The 13991-nt window shown below is 68.5% G+C and carries 17 protein-coding genes; 10 read left to right on the top strand and 7 right to left on the bottom strand.

Going from position 1 to position 13991, the window contains the following annotated elements; all coding sequences use genetic code 11:
* Position 1 precedes the first annotated feature (1 nt).
* Complete coding sequence (locus tag DEIPH_RS08365; protein ID WP_034356678.1) at positions 2 to 865, bottom strand: 50S ribosomal protein L11 methyltransferase; 864 nt, start codon at positions 863 to 865, stop codon at positions 2 to 4.
* Between the two features lie 127 nt (positions 866 to 992).
* Between DEIPH_RS08365 and proC the strand changes: the two genes are divergently transcribed.
* The 4 genes from proC to msrA all read left to right on the top strand — a co-directional run bounded on the left by proC (position 993) and on the right by msrA (position 3533).
* Positions 993 to 1784 (top strand): pyrroline-5-carboxylate reductase, encoded by a 792-nt coding sequence (gene proC, locus DEIPH_RS08360; protein WP_034356675.1) that lies wholly within the window; start codon positions 993 to 995, stop codon positions 1782 to 1784.
* A 34-nt stretch (positions 1785 to 1818) separates the two neighbouring features.
* The gene (locus DEIPH_RS19785; RefSeq protein WP_152544861.1) at positions 1819 to 2073 is read left to right on the top strand and encodes a hypothetical protein; all 255 of its coding nucleotides are present in this window, start codon (positions 1819 to 1821) and stop codon (positions 2071 to 2073) included.
* A gap of 58 nt (positions 2074 to 2131) precedes the next feature.
* Positions 2132 to 2881 (top strand): TSUP family transporter, encoded by a 750-nt coding sequence (locus DEIPH_RS08355; protein WP_034356672.1) that lies wholly within the window; start codon positions 2132 to 2134, stop codon positions 2879 to 2881.
* 97 nt (positions 2882 to 2978) lie between these two features.
* Positions 2979 to 3533 (top strand): peptide-methionine (S)-S-oxide reductase MsrA, encoded by a 555-nt coding sequence (gene msrA / locus DEIPH_RS08350; RefSeq protein ID WP_034356669.1) that lies wholly within the window; start codon positions 2979 to 2981, stop codon positions 3531 to 3533.
* Between the two features lie 129 nt (positions 3534 to 3662).
* On the opposite strand, the gene DEIPH_RS08345 is transcribed toward msrA, so the two are convergent.
* Positions 3663 to 4295: an MOSC domain-containing protein gene (locus tag DEIPH_RS08345; RefSeq protein WP_034356666.1), complete on the bottom strand. Its 633-nt coding sequence runs from the start codon at positions 4293 to 4295 to the stop codon at positions 3663 to 3665.
* Positions 4296 to 4493: 198 nt separating this feature from the next.
* Here DEIPH_RS08345 and DEIPH_RS08340 point away from each other — a divergent pair, with 198 nt between their 5' ends.
* From DEIPH_RS08340 to DEIPH_RS08320, 5 genes are all read left to right on the top strand, one after another.
* The gene (locus DEIPH_RS08340; protein ID WP_081790841.1) at positions 4494 to 6107 is read left to right on the top strand and encodes a phospholipase D-like domain-containing protein; all 1614 of its coding nucleotides are present in this window, start codon (positions 4494 to 4496) and stop codon (positions 6105 to 6107) included.
* An 81-nt stretch (positions 6108 to 6188) separates the two neighbouring features.
* Entirely contained in the window at positions 6189 to 7172 is a 984-nt protein-coding gene (gene hemB, locus DEIPH_RS08335; protein ID WP_034356665.1) for a porphobilinogen synthase, read from the top strand.
* Between the two features lie 4 nt (positions 7173 to 7176).
* Complete coding sequence (locus DEIPH_RS08330; protein WP_034356662.1) at positions 7177 to 7716, top strand: cyclin-dependent kinase inhibitor 3 family protein; 540 nt, start codon at positions 7177 to 7179, stop codon at positions 7714 to 7716.
* Positions 7717 to 7751: 35 nt separating this feature from the next.
* Positions 7752 to 8090 carry an antibiotic biosynthesis monooxygenase family protein gene (locus DEIPH_RS08325; RefSeq protein ID WP_034356660.1) on the top strand — a complete coding sequence of 113 codons (339 nt, stop codon included), beginning with the start codon at positions 7752 to 7754 and terminating at the stop codon, positions 8088 to 8090.
* 85 nt (positions 8091 to 8175) lie between these two features.
* Entirely contained in the window at positions 8176 to 8679 is a 504-nt protein-coding gene (locus tag DEIPH_RS08320) for a hypothetical protein (protein ID WP_034356657.1), read from the top strand.
* Positions 8680 to 9208: 529 nt separating this feature from the next.
* Here DEIPH_RS08320 and DEIPH_RS08315 read toward each other — a convergent pair.
* The 4 genes from DEIPH_RS08315 to sdhC all read right to left on the bottom strand — a co-directional run bounded on the left by DEIPH_RS08315 (position 9209) and on the right by sdhC (position 12585).
* Entirely contained in the window at positions 9209 to 9967 is a 759-nt protein-coding gene (locus DEIPH_RS08315; protein WP_034356654.1) for a succinate dehydrogenase iron-sulfur subunit, read from the bottom strand.
* 99 nt (positions 9968 to 10066) lie between these two features.
* On the bottom strand, positions 10067 to 11818 hold the full coding sequence (sdhA, locus tag DEIPH_RS08310; RefSeq protein ID WP_034356651.1) for a succinate dehydrogenase flavoprotein subunit: 1752 nt from the start codon (positions 11816 to 11818) through the stop codon (positions 10067 to 10069).
* A 33-nt stretch (positions 11819 to 11851) separates the two neighbouring features.
* Positions 11852 to 12229 (bottom strand): succinate dehydrogenase hydrophobic membrane anchor subunit, encoded by a 378-nt coding sequence (locus tag DEIPH_RS08305; protein WP_034356648.1) that lies wholly within the window; start codon positions 12227 to 12229, stop codon positions 11852 to 11854.
* On the bottom strand, positions 12229 to 12585 hold the full coding sequence (gene sdhC, locus DEIPH_RS20965) for a succinate dehydrogenase, cytochrome b556 subunit (RefSeq protein ID WP_034356645.1): 357 nt from the start codon (positions 12583 to 12585) through the stop codon (positions 12229 to 12231). Before sdhC ends, DEIPH_RS08305 begins: the two co-directional genes overlap by 1 nt.
* 279 nt (positions 12586 to 12864) lie before the next feature.
* Between sdhC and DEIPH_RS08295 the strand changes: the two genes are divergently transcribed.
* Entirely contained in the window at positions 12865 to 13305 is a 441-nt protein-coding gene (locus tag DEIPH_RS08295) for a hypothetical protein (RefSeq protein WP_152544860.1), read from the top strand.
* A 143-nt stretch (positions 13306 to 13448) separates the two neighbouring features.
* Here DEIPH_RS08295 and DEIPH_RS08290 read toward each other — a convergent pair whose 3' ends face one another.
* Positions 13449 to 13958 carry a pyridoxamine 5'-phosphate oxidase family protein gene (locus DEIPH_RS08290; protein ID WP_034356639.1) on the bottom strand — a complete coding sequence of 170 codons (510 nt, stop codon included), beginning with the start codon at positions 13956 to 13958 and terminating at the stop codon, positions 13449 to 13451.
* Positions 13959 to 13991: the final 33 nt, after the last annotated feature.

Here is a 13991-nt window from a genome sequence, read left to right as displayed (position 1 = left end):
CTCAGTCGAGCGGCGCGCGGGCGGTGACCAGCGCCCACTCGCCGTCCAGCGTTTCCCGCACGTCACCGAACCTCTCACGTGCCAGGGCCGCGCGCACCAGCGGCAGCTTGACCGTCAGGATGCCGGTCAGGACCAGCGGCCCGCCGGGGATCAGGTGGGCGGCGTACTCCCCGGCCAGCAGGTCATGAAGCTCGGCGTAGAGGTTCGCCACCAGCACGTCGTAGGCGTCTGTCTCCTCTTCCGGCTCCTCTTCCGGCCCCCCTTCCGGGAAGTTGAGGGGATCGGCGCCCAGCGTCCCTTCCTCGAAGCGCACCCGCTCTGCCGGCACGCCGTTCTCGGCCGCGTTTTCCCGCGCAATCGGAATGGTGATGGGGTCGATATCCACCCCGAAGGCGAAGCGCGCGCCCAGCAGCGCCGCCGCGATGGCCAGCACGCCGCTGCCGGTGCCCACGTCCAGCACGCGCGCGCCCGTCCCGTCCAGCCCCAGCGTGGCGAGATTCAGGTCGGAGAGCGCCTCCACCGCCAGCCGGGTGGTCGCGTGGTGCCCGGTGCCGAAGGCCATGCCCGGCTCGATCACCAGCGGGAGTTGCCCGGCCTCCACCTCCTCCCGCAGCCAGGGCGGGATGATGGTCACGCGGCCTGCCCGCACCGGGCGGAGCGTCCGTTTGAACTCGGCCTGCCAGTCCTGATCGGTTTCCTCGCGCCACTCGCCGTCCGACACGGGGGCGGGCAGGTCGGTCCGGGCGTCGAAGTAGGCGCGGATCACGCCCGCGCGCTCCTCCAGGCCGGTCGCGCCGGCACCCCACAGCAGGTCGAGGTCGGCTTCGCGGGTGTCCAGGGTGCCGGGCAGGTGGTACACGAGCATGGGGGAGAGTGTAGGGCTTTGGGGCGCAGGGAGGTCAGGTCAGCCGGGTCCGGGACGGGACGGGCGGCCCACCGCCCCTCTACACGCCCCCGGGTCACGGGGGACGGGCCTTCCCTATACTCCCCCCATGAGACTCGCCATCGTCGGCGTCGGGAAACTCGGCCTTGCCCTGCTGGAGGGCGTCACTGCGCGCGGCGTGATGTCCGCCGGAGAGATCGGCCTGCTGGACGCGAACGCTGGCCGCGCGGCGGAGCTGGCAGAGCGCAGCGGGGCACGTGTCCTCACGCCCCCCGACCTGCGGGCCGCCGAACGCATCCTGGTCAGCGTGCAGCCGCGCGTGTTCCCCGAGATCAGCGAGTGGCTGGCGCAGGAAAACGCCGGCTACATCAGCACGATGGCGGGCGTCAGCACGGCCACCCTGACCCGCCGCCTGGGGACCAAGCGGGTGGTGCGGGTGATGCCCAATCTGGCCGCGACCATCGGCCTGAGCCAGACGGCCATCACGGCCCCGCGGGAGGCCGAAGGGGCAGGCGACCTCGCCTTCGCCCGGCAACTCTTCGGCTCGGTCGGGGACGTGTACGACCTTCCCGAGCACCTCTTCAACGCCTTTACCGGCATGAGCGCCTCCGGCCCCGCCTACGCCGCCGTCTTTGCCGAGGCCCTCGCGGACGGCGGCGTCCGGATGGGGCTGCCGCGCGCCCTGGCCCACGAACTGGCCGCCAAGCTGCTCGTCGCCAGCGGCGAACTCCTCCAGCAGCGTGCCCACCCCGGCCTGCTGAAAGACGAGGTCGCCAGCCCCGGCGGCACCACCATCGCCGGGCTGGAGGTGCTGGAGGCGGCGGGCGTGCGCGGCGCGCTGATGGGGGCGGTCGTGGCGGCCACCCGGCGCGGGAGCGATCTGGGCAAGGATCAGGAGTAGGGGAGGGAACTGGCCCAGGCCAAAAGCGTTTCCCTTGCTGGCCGCCTCCGCCCTCGCGGATGGCGGCGGGTCACGCCTCTCCCCACGGGGCATTGCCGACAGCGATGCCGTCACGCGGCATTGCCGGAGCAGACACCGCATCCTGTTCTTCGCGCTGAACACACAGGCTGTGCGGCGGCTGTACCGGGGGCAGGTAAGCCGCCTGAACTTCCGTTCTGACGCGCATTATGTCGGTCTGCCTGGTCTGCCGAACTGGGACGTACCCTGGCCCGGCACCGGTCTGGAGTAGCGCAGCCTCGGCAACTCCGGCTCCGGCTGATCCCGCCCGGGCTGCTACAGTCCGGGGCGTGCCCGGTCCCGAAGTCCTGCTCTACGGCCTCCCCCTCGCCTTTCTCGCCGGCTTCGTCGATGCGGTGGCGGGTGGCGGCGGCACCATCACGCTGCCGACGCTGTTTTTCATGGGCCTGTCGCCCGCACAGGCGGTGGCGACCAACAAGCTGCTTGCGATCTTCGGGTCGGGCAGCGCCACGGTCCAGTATTGGCGCCGGGGCCACGTGGAGCAGGGACTGGTGCTGCGGCTGATTCCGCTGGCGCTGGTGGGGAGTGCACTGGGCGCCTACCTGGTCCATTTCGTGAATCCCGACGCCTTTCGCACGCTGATCGGCGTGGTGATCCTGGGCGTGGGGGCGCTGGTGCTGGTGAACAAGCGCTTCGGGCTGGAGGACCGCTATCCTGGCCTGACCGCCCGCACGCTGGCCCTGACGCTGCCCGGCGCACTGATCATCGGCGTCTATGACGGCTTCCTCGGCCCCGGCACCGGCACCTTCCTGATGTTCCTGTTCGCGCTGGTGGGCTTCAATCTGGTCCGGGCCAGCGGCAACGCGCGCACCATCAATTTCGCCACCAATCTGGGCGCGTTTCTGTTTTTCCTGATCGGGGGGCAGATGGTGTGGTGGATCGGCCTGCCGATGGGCGCGGCCAATGCCCTGGGGGCCACCCTGGGCGCACGCATGGCGATGCTGCGCGGCAGCGGGTTTGTAAAGGTCATGTATGCGCTGATCGTGGTGCTGGTGGCGGCGCGGCTGCTGACGCAGTGATGGCGGCGCGGACGCCTCCTTTTTCAACCGTTCACGTTGTCTGAGAACCGTGCCTCACCCCTCCTTGGCCGGCTCCTCCAGACGCCAGAATCGGCCCATGACTTCACAGACGGGCGGACAGGAACAGCAGGCGATCTTGGCGGGCGGATGCTTCTGGTGTACCGAGGCGGTCATGAAGGACCTGCGCGGCGTCTCGAAGGTGGAAAGCGGATATATCGGGGGGCAGACGGAAAATCCCGACTACCGCAGCGTTTGCAGCGGCGCGACCGGACACGCCGAGGCCGTGCGCGTGACCTTCGACCCCGCGCAGGTGAGCTTCAAGGACCTGCTGAACCTGTTCTTTGCCACGCATGACCCCACCAGCCTGAACCGTCAGGGGGCCGACGTGGGCACGCAGTACCGCAGCGCCGTTTTTCCGCTGAACGCCGAGCAGGAACGCGAGACGCGCGAGGTGATCGCGGACCTGACCGGGCAGGACGTCTTCGGTCGGCCCATCGTGACCAGCATCGAACCTGCGGGCACGTTCTATGTCGCCGAGGACTACCACCAGGACTACTACGCGCAGAACGCGCGCCAACCCTACTGCGTGGCCGTGATCGCCCCCAAGGTCGCCAAGCTCCGCAAGGAATACGGCGACCGCCTGCGGGCCTGAGGGCGGCTCCAGCCTCCGGTTGAGCGGCGACGGGACCTGTTCAAGCGCGCCGGGCGCGGGGAGCTGCGAAGCAGCGGGAGAAGGAACCCGCACGAGAAGCGGGGACGCCTCCTCCCCGTCTCCCGTGCCCTACTTTGCGAGCAGCTTCTCGATCTCGCGGCGCAGCCGGATGCCCAGCGGGTAGGCCAGGTAGTGCTCCAGCGTCTCGCGGCTGGGCGCAGCCTGATACCAGAGGTCGAACACCTCGCCCACGGTGGGGGCACCGCCGGGGGCCGCCTCGCGGGTCACGTCGTCGCCCCGGCCCAGCTCCCCGGCTTCCAGAACGCGGGTATAGAAGCCGGGGCGGCGGGCTTGCGCGAACCGCTTCACGAAGCCCGCGTCCTCCATGCGTGCGCCCAGCGTGCCGCAGGGAATCCGCGCCGCCGTGACCTCCAGCAGCACGCGGCCCACCCGGAACCGCTCGCCGACCCGCCCCCCCGCCGACTCCAGCCCGCCGATCAGCAGGTTCTCGCCGAAGAGGCCCGGTTCCAGCGTTCTGCCCAGGGTATCGGTCCAGTGGTCGTAGTCTTCGCGGGTGTACACGTACACGGCCTGATCGGGGCCGCCGTGGTGCTTGCGGTTCAGCACCCGGTCGCCGTCCAGCCCCTGCGCCGTGACCTGCACCCGGCCCGGCACCGGATGCTTGCGGATGCCGGTCACGGTGGTGCGGTTGCCGACCTGCACGGCGGTGGGCTGGCCGACGTTCACGCTGAGCACCTTCATCGGGGCGTCTTTCTGCGGGGCGGGGTCTGGGGCATACCCCAGGCTAGCAGCCCGGACAAAGGGAAAGCAGGTGGGCATGATCCCCCCAGCCTCCCGTGTGTTCCGTGGGGCCTCGTTTCGGGGCGGCCCGTTGAGCTGCACTTTGGACCCGGCTCATGGTTCCGGCCTCCTGGCCCCGCGCGTCATACTCTGCGGAGGATGCGTGCTGTCCCCTCCACCCGCCTGACTGCCTGGGTCCTCACCCTCCTGGCGCTCCTGGCGGGACCCTGGCCGGACGCGCGTGCCCGGGGGCCACTGCTCGCGGCGGGAACGGAGGTGGTGAGCGGTCACCTGCCTCCGCCGGACCTCGCCGCCCTGGACGGCCTGGGCCTGAACACCTGCCCCCCGCCGGAAGCCCCGCTCGACCGCCTGCTGTACGGCCGCACGCTAGACGAGGGAGCCGCCCTGAGCTGCGGCAACCGCGTGGAAGGCCTGCTGCACTTTCCCAACGCGGACCCGGCCTACAGCACCCAGCCGCACACCCCCCAGGGCGGATTCGACGTGCTGGACACCCAGTTGCGCGAAACCCGCCGTGAACTCCTGATCGCCAACATGATCTGGGACGACGGCCCGGACGCCCCCGGCGCGCAGGTGGCGCGGGCCATCGCGGCGCTGCGGCGGGACGTGGCCGACCACCCCGAACGGCATCCGCAGGGCCTGACCGTGCGGGTGATGCTGGGCAACTCCATCCGGCTGGGTGCCCTGCTCGACCCCACCGCGAGTGCGTACAGCGCCGCCCGGCACCTGCTGGCGGCGGGCGTGCCCCTGACCGGGGACACGGTGCCCGGCTGGCGGCTGGAGATCGCCAACTACGCCTACGTGCTGCCGCACCACCACGTCAAGCTGGTCGTGCAGGACGGCGAGACGGTGCTGGCGGGCGGCTTCAACATTAGCCTGTTTCATGTCCCGGCCGACGCCCCCGGTGGGCACGGCCTGGACCTGACCGATCTGGCGATCCGGGTCCGGGGGCCGGTCGCGCGCCACGCGGTCGCCGCCTTTCACGACGGCTGGGCGCTCAGCCACCGGCTGACCTGCCGGGCAACCCCGGCCCCCGAGACACTGCGCCGCGTGTGTACCTTCACCCAGCCCACCGCGCCCCTGCCGCTGGACTGGAGCGCCCCGGCCCCCGCCGCCGGAACCGCCCACGTCTATCCCCTCTACCGCCGCAGCGGCTACACCGGCGCGGACGACACCGTGACGGCCCTGTTCGGTGCGGCCCAGACCAGCATCGACGTGATGCAGTCGCAGGTCAGCGGCACGCTCGGCTGCCTGGGGGCGCTGTTCGGGGAGGCGGGCTGTCCCCCGGCCCTGCAACTGCCGGTGTGGGAGGCCGCCGCGTGGGCCATCCGTGAACGGGGCGTCACGCTGCGGTTGCTGCTCGACTACGATCCCGTCCTGCAGGCCGAAACGCTCGCCTTCCTGCGCGGGCTGCGTGCCGAGCTGGCCCCGCTGGGCCTCGCGGACCATGTCCAGGCGCGCTGGTACGGCACGGCGGGCGGCCTGCACACCAAGGCCGCGCTGATCGACGGCCAGATGCTGATGGTCGGCAGCCAGAACCTGCACCATTCCTCCTTCGGGCGGCTCGGCCTGGGCGAGTACAGCCTCGCCACCAGCGATCCGGGGGCCGCAGAGGAATACCGCCGCATGTTCGCTTTCGAGTGGGCACGCGCGGGGGCCATTCAGGCGCCCTGGTGGCTGCCGGACGGCACCGGCTCTGCGCCCCCGCGCCCGGAGGCCCAGCCCGGCGACCGGCTCGACCGCTCAGATCCGTAAGATCAGTAAGAGAGGTGGAGTGCCCTGGCCGCGCGGTACCCCCTTCCATTCCCGCCGGGCCGCCTGCGCTAGCCTGGGCAGATGTTGGATCGTCCCCGTCGGCTGCGCCGCACCGCTGGCCTGCGTGCCCTGATGCGTGAGGTCACGCTCGCGCCGCAGCACTTCATTCACCCGGTCTTCGTGCATGAGCAGGACGGCGAAGTGCCCATCACGACCATGCCGGGCGTGAGCCGTCACAGCGTCGCCGGGGCGGTGGAGCAGGCCCGGACCGCGCGCGACCTGGGGATTCCCAGCGTGATCCTGTTCGGGATTCCCGACTACAAGGACCCCCGGGGCAGCCAGGCCTATGCGGGGGACGGCGTGATTCAGCGCGCCGCCGCCGCGATCAAGGCCGCGCTCCCGGACCTGACCGTCATCGCCGACACCTGCCTGTGCGAGTACACCGACCACGGGCACTGCGGGCCGCTGTGCCAGACCGCGGACGGCGACTGGACGGTGGACAACGACGCCGCTCTGGACCTCCTGGCGCAGACGGCGGTGTCTCAGGCGCGGGCCGGGGCGGACGTGGTGGCCCCCAGCGCGATGATGGACGGCCAGGTGGGGGCGATCCGCACGGCCCTGGACGCGGCGGGCTTCAGCCACGTGCCGGTCATGAGCTACGCCGTGAAGTACGCCAGTGCCTACTACGGCCCCTTCCGGGACGCGGCGGGCAGCGCCCCCAGCGTGGGCAACCGCGCGTCGTACCAGATGGACCCGGCGGGCGGAGAGCGTGAGGCGCTGCGCGAGGCCCGGCTGGACGTGGCGCAGGGCGCGGATTACCTGATGGTCAAGCCCGCCCTGGCCTACCTGGATATGCTGCGGCTGCTGCGGGACACCTTCGATCTGCCGCTGGTGGCCTACAACGTCAGCGGCGAGTACGCGCTGATCAAGGCCGCAGCCCAGGCCGGCTACATGGACGAGCGCCGCACCGTCCTCGAAACCCTGACCGGAATGCGCCGCGCCGGGGCCGACGCGATCATCACCTATCACGCCCTGGACGCGGCCCGCTGGTTGCGGGACGGCTGAGCGCGTGACCAGCGAGACGCACCCGATCCGGGTGGACTGGATCGACACCGGCCTGTGGCCGGGCCGCCTGGGCCTGACCTTCGCGCCCGGCAAGAAGGGTGCGAGCGTCATTCAGGCGGGCGTGACCCATGACCGCGACCTGGCCGCCGACCTGACCCGCCTCGCGCAGCAGGGGGTGGGTGTCCTGGCCCCCCTGATCGAAGCCCACGAGTACGACCTGCTGGGGATCCCGGAATACGCGGCGCTGGCCTCTGAGCGGGGCCTGACCATCCTGGCCTGCCCCATCCGTGACCGCGACGTGCCGGGAGACTTCCCGACCTTCAGTGCCTTTCTGGATGAGGTCATGGAACAGCTGCTCGACGGCCGCGCGGTGGTCGTGCATTGTCGGGGTGGCCTGGGCCGCGCGGGCCTGACCGCCGCCTGCCTGCTCACCCAGGCGGGCATGCCGCCCGAGCAGGCCATGGCCCGCGTGCGCGAGGCCCGCCCCGGCACCATCGAGACGGCGGCCCAGGAACAGTTCGTGTACGATTTCGCCAGCCGCTAGCCTGCCGCATCCCCGTCTCCGAGGAGGACCGACCCATGATCACCGTCGCCAACCGTATTGCCGTCAAGCCCGAGTACCATGACCAGTTCGAGGCCCGCTTCCGCGACCGCGCCGGACTGGTGGACGGGATGCCCGGCTTTCTCGCCAACCACGTCTTGCGCCCCACGCGGGAGGGGGAACCGTTCGTCGTCCTGACCTTCTGGGAGAGCCGCGAGGCGTTCGAGGCCTGGACGCAGAGTGACGCTTTCCGGCAGGGACATGCCCGCAGCGGCAGCCTCCCCAAGGACGCCTTCAGTGGGCCGAATGTGCTGGAGGTCCATGAGGTGGTGCAGAGCAGCGGCATCCCGGCCTCGGCGCCCATCGCGCCTCACTAAGGCGGCGTGGCGGAACAGCTGCTGCGTGATAGGAAGTTGAGCGGAATCTGACAGAGCTGTCAGAATCGCCCCCTAGACTGAGAACATGATGAAAGCCATGCTGACCTGCCTGGGTTGTGCGGCGCTGCTTGCCTCGTGTGCCCCCACCCTGACGGCGCCCACCCTGGGCGGCATCGTGAATGCGGGCACCGGACAAGAGGGCGTCGTCACCTTCCAGCCGGGGACGCTGGGGGCCAGCGCAGGCAGCACGCTGGGCGCCAATAATGTCACCCTCCAGATCGGGGGGCAGACGTATACCGGGCGAGCGGCGCTGCTCGACACGGCAGTCGTTTTTCCGGCTCGCGCCGCATTCGAGTTGGGGTTCGGCTTCGGCTCGGGGGCCTGGAACCCCGGGGCCGACTGGATCTGGGGCAGCCGCCTGCGAACTCCCCCCACGCCCCAGGCCACCCTGCGCACCGGGAACCTGATCGCCAAGACCGCCGGGCCTGTTCCGCTCACCCTCACCTGTTCTCTGCAAGTGGACGCCTCGGAACACGGCATCGGGGACTGCTTGGGCAGCGACGGCGCGCGGTACGCCATGCAGTTCTGAGGGAGACGGTCAGAACCAGGGGCCAGCCGGGAAAGAGCTGGCCTCTGAACCTGCACCCCATCAGTAAGCCCAGAGCATAGGTAAACCAGGAGGGGCCGGGGTACCCGTGATGGACCCCGAGAAGCGGATGGTCGATCAGGCCCTCGGTCACATTGAACAGCTCCCGCTCCAGCAGCAGCGTGAAGGCTCAGGCCACCGGGTGAGCTTGAGGTTCTCCAGCGTATCCGGCGGATGGATGGCGCTGACCCTGGGGTGCCATTGCCGCAGCCGGCGAACCGCGAGGCCGTCGAAAAAGCTGCCCGGCCCCAGCAGCAGGCCAGCTCAGCGCCGCTCGCCTGCTGGCGAATCGTGTCGCGCGCCTGACCTCGCCTGTGCCCCTGTCGCCTCCCCGCGTTCCCCTGACGGTAGGGGAGACATGGGTACTTGAGCCGGGCTTGAGCGTCGGGGGACCACAGGAGAGGGGCGGAAGCCTGAGCCTCCGCCCCTCCTGGGTTGCCGGTAGTCGGCGGCAGTGCGCCGGTCCCTGGCCTTACGCCTGCTGGTACATCACGGCGCGCTTGACTTCCTCGATGATCGTGGTGATCGGGATGTCGCGGGGACACGCCTCGGTGCAGTTGTAGGCGGTGCGGCAGCGCCAGACGCCGGTGTTCTGGTTCATGATGTTCAGCCGCTGCGGGGTGGCCTGATCGCGGCTGTCGAAGATGAAGCGGTGCGCCTGCACGATGCTGGCCGGTCCCAGGTAGCTGCCGTTCACCCAGAAGATCGGGCAGGAGGTGGTGCAGCACGCGCACAGGATGCAGTTGCTGGAGTGCGCCATACGGTCGGCCTGCTCGGGCGATTGCAGGCGCTCGGCGGGCGGGGGCGGACTCTCGTTGATGAAGTAGGGCATGATGGCCCGGTAGGAGTCGAAGAACGGCTCCATGTCCACCAGCAGGTCTTTTTCGACCTTCAGGCCCCGGATGGGTTCCACCGTGATGGTGCCGCCGTCCTTGGCCACGTCACGCAGCAGCGTCTTACAGGCCAGGCGGTTGCGCCCGTTGATCAGCATGGCGTCGCTGCCGCAGATGCCGTGCCCGCACGAGCGGCGGAAGGTCAGGCTGGGGTCGAGGTACCACTTGACGTGGTTGATCACGTCCAGCACGCGGTCGCCGGCCTGGGCCTCGACCGGGTACGTTTCCCAGTGGGCTTTGCGGTCCTTTTCAGGATCGAAGCGCAGGATTTTCACGTTCACCCGCATCATCGCCACACCTTCGGCAGCGTTCGCGGGGGCGGGATAGGTTTCAGGCATAGGAGTTCCTTTGCTTGGTGAGGCTTGTGGCCTGCCACCCGCAGCTCGTGGAAGCGAGAGAGGCTTTTTCCCCTCCAGGCCCCACGGGCCGCAGGCGGCCTAGTACACGCGGGGCTTCGGCTCAAAGGCGCGGGTGTACCCCTTGAGGGCCACTTCCTTGTAGCCGATCAACACGTGGTCATTCTGGTTCAGATCCTTGTAGGCCATGGTGTGCTTGAGCCAGTTCTGATCGTCGCGCTCCGGGTAATCCTCGCGGTCGTGGGCACCGCGCGATTCCTGGCGGTTCAGCGCGCTCGCGGTCGCGGCCTCCGCACAGTCGAGCATGAAGCCCAGTTCCATCGCCTCGATCAGCTCGCTGTTGTAGCGGATGCTGGGATCGGAGACCCCGACATTCTTGTAGCGGTCCTTGAGTTCCTTGATGATCTCGACCTGTTTTTCCATGTCCGGGCCGTTGCGGAAGATGCCGACGTTGTTCATCATCGACTCCTGCAACTCCTTGCGGATCACGGCCGAGTTGTCCTTGCCGCTGGCATTTTTCAGGCGGCTGAGCATCTCGACGCTGTCGCGCTCGGGGTTTTCCGGCATCTCGGGGTAAGCGGCCTGACGGGCATACTCGGCCGCGAAGATGCCCGCGCGGCGGCCGAACACGATCAGGTCGCCCAGGCTGTTGGTGCCCAGACGGTTGGCGCCGTGCAGCGAGACACACGCCTGCTCGCCCGCCGCGTACAGCCCTTCCACGTTCGTGCCGTTGCCGTCCGCGAAGCACAGGCCGTTGATGTCGGTGGGAATGCCACCCATCGCGTAGTGCGCGGTCGGCTGCACCGCGACCAGGTCCTTCACCGGGTCCTGACCCAGATACGTGCGCGCCAGGTCGGTGATCTCGGCCAGCTTGCCCTCGATGACCTCGCGCGGCAGGTGCGTGAGGTCGATATGCACGGCGTCCTTGTCGCGGCCCACGCCCCGGCCTTCCCGGATCTCGGTGATGATGGAGCGCGAGACGATGTCGCGCGGCGCGAGGTCCTTGATGGTCGGCGCGTAGCGTTCCATGAAGCGCTCGCCGTCGGCATTGCGCAGAATGCCGCCCTCCCCGCGAATGCCCTCGGTGACCAGAATCCCCAGCTTGGCGAGGCCGGTGGGGTGGAACTGGTAGAACTCCATGTCCTCCAGCGGCAGGCCCTTGCGGTAATAGATGCTCATCAGGTCACCGGTCAGCGTCAGGGCGTTGGAGGTGATCTTGTAGACGCGCCCGTAGCCACCCGCCGCCAGAATCACGGCCTTCGCGTGGAAGGTGTGAATCTCGCCCGAGGCCAGGTGATAGGCCACCACGCCGCAGCAGCGCCCGTTCTCGATAATCAGGTCGGTGACGTGGAACTCGTTGTAGAAGGTGGTCCCGGCCTTCACGTTCTGCTGGTAGAGCGTTTGCAGAATCATGTGCCCGGTGCGGTCCTGCGCGTAGCAGCTGCGCTCGACCGCCGCCTTGCCGAACTCGCGGGTATGGCCGCCGAACTTGCGCTGGGCGATCTTGCCTTCCGGCGTGCGCGAGAAGGGCAGGCCCATGTGTTCGAGTTCGTAGACCGCCTCGATGATGTCCTTGGAAAAGATTTCCGCCGCGTCCTGGTCGGTGAGGTAGTCGCCACCCTTGACGGTGTCGAACATGTGCCATTCCCAGTGGTCCTCGGCGACGTTGCCGAGCGCCGCGCCGATGCCGCCCTGGGCCGCGCCGGTGTGGGAGCGGGTGGGATACAGCTTGCTGATGCAGGCAACCGACACGTTGCCCTTGGCGGCGTAGAGGGCGGCCATCAGTCCCGCGCCGCCCGCGCCGACCACCAGTACGTCGTAACGATGGTGCATATCAGTCCTTTGGTATGGAAGCTAGATAGAAAACTAGATAGAAAAGAGGCCGACCGTACCGAGCGTAAAGATCACGGCGCAGACGGTGTAGAAGATGCCCTTGACCCACGCGCGGTTGGGGCGTGAACGCACATAGTCCTCGATGGAGTAGCGCGCGCCGTTCACGCCGTGCAGCATGGCCAGCAGCAGGATCAGCCAGTCGTAGAACTTCCAGGCCGGATTCGAGAGCTTATTGACGACCGCGTCGAACGTCGCGTCGGATTCGCTGACCTGGATAAAGGTCATGTAGATGTGGCCCAGGATCAAGAAGATCAGGATCAGGCCGCTGATCCGCATGAAAATCCACCAGTTCAGCTCGGCGTTGGAGTGCGACTGCTGCCGGGCGTCGGTGAGGGTGCGTGCACGGATCATCAGTAGCCTCCCACCAGGCGCGGGTACAGGCGGACAGCCGTATACAGGGCCGCCAGCACGCTGATCGCCAGCACGCCGTACCACATCTGCCGCTGGTACGCGACGCCGGTGCCGGTAAAGTCCATCACGATGATGCGCAGGCCGTTGAACGCGTGGTACACCACGCCCGCCACGATCAACACCAGCCCGATGCGGAACAGCCAGAAGTCATACAGCCGGTGAACGGTCATGTAGGCGTTCTCGCCGAACATGAACAGGCTGATGCTGATGACGTGAATCAGCAGGTAGGCCAGAATGGCCAGCCCGGACAGGCGGTGAAGCAGGAAGGCCCACTGCCCTTCTCTTCCTCGGTACATTCCCTCTTCCTCCTCTTGCTCTTGCGCCTGCGTGCCTGCGCACTTTCCCCAGGTCAGGGCGGCGGGTTGCCGTGTGGGTGTGGCTTTAGGCCACCTTGACAGACGGCCCGAGCATACCACTCGCCCCTGCCGGTCTAGCCAGGGTGTCCCGCCTACGGGAATGCCCCCGGGCCGGTTCTGTGTCACTGCTGCGGTAAAGGCGCGGCGGGGCGGCGGTGAAATCCGGCCTTCCGGCCCTCCCCGGCCACCCTCCCCGTCCATCCGCGCTAGGGTGCGTATATGACGCGGCAAGGCGCGCCCACCCCTCCTCCTCCTTCTCCGGCAGATGTCGAGTACGTTCGCAAGTTGTCTCTGGCCATTCTCAGCACCCTACAGACCAAGGGCCTGCTGAGTGCCGACGAGGTGGACACCATCCTGATCACGGCCCGGCGCGCGGCCCAGGGGGTGCCGGGCCACACTCAGGCCGGTCAGAGTGGTCAGAGTCAGGCTCAGGCGGGCCAGGGGCAGCTCGACCCCGGGAGCAGCGGTCTTCCCAGGGACATCATGCAGGTCATGGTCCAACCGTCCCCGCCCCCGTCCAGCTTCACGTGGAGGGTCGGCACGCCGCCTGCCAACCCGGACACCACCCCGAAAGCGCAGGAGAGTCGGGAGCCGGACAAAGCGGAGGCCTCCGCAGAGGAGCAGGCGCGGCCCCTCTTCATCGACATCAAGCTCGACTGAAGCAGGGTTGGGGCTACCTGTCATTTCGACGGGCGGGCCGCAGCGTGGCAGACACAGGCCCGGGACGCCCGAGGTGCGCCGTAGAGACATCAGAGAACGGGAGCGCGGGCACTCGCCTCACGCTCCCGCTTCCCGCCTGGCCTTTAGAGGTTGACGGTGTCGTTCTTGCCCAGGTCCGTGGCGGGTTTGCCGGTCACGGCACCGCGCGCCATCTGGAACAGCGTCTTGATCTTGCCGTCGCTTTCCCAGTATTCGGCGCCGTGCGCGCTGATCTTGATCAGCTGGATGTTGGGATCGTCGATGCCCTGGGGAAAATACGCCTTGTAGAAGTCGCTCCAGAGTTCTTCCAACTTGGCGCGGTCCTCCACGAGCTGGGCCGTGCCACCGATGCTGACATAATTGCCCTTGCCGGGGTCCGAGTAGCTCACGTTGACCTGCGGCCGGGCCGCCATGCACTGCACCTGCTCGGTGTCCTTGCCGCCGATGAACCACACGTCGCCGTCGAACTCGGTCTGCTGGGTGGTCATGGGGTGCGCCTTGAGATGGCCCTGATCGGTCGTGACCGTCAGCATGGCGAACTTCACGCCCTTGATGATGCCGCCCAGGGTCTTGATGCTTTCCTCGCGGGTGGGTTGCTCGCTGTGCTCACTCATGGCCCGAGCATGGCAGGTGGCCTGCCTCACGTT

This window comes from Deinococcus phoenicis, from assembly GCF_000599865.1.
GTDB classification, from domain to species: Bacteria; Deinococcota; Deinococci; order Deinococcales; family Deinococcaceae; genus Deinococcus; species Deinococcus phoenicis.
Note: the sequence above shows the minus strand (reverse complement) of the source record. Positions and strands in the feature narration are given on the sequence as shown.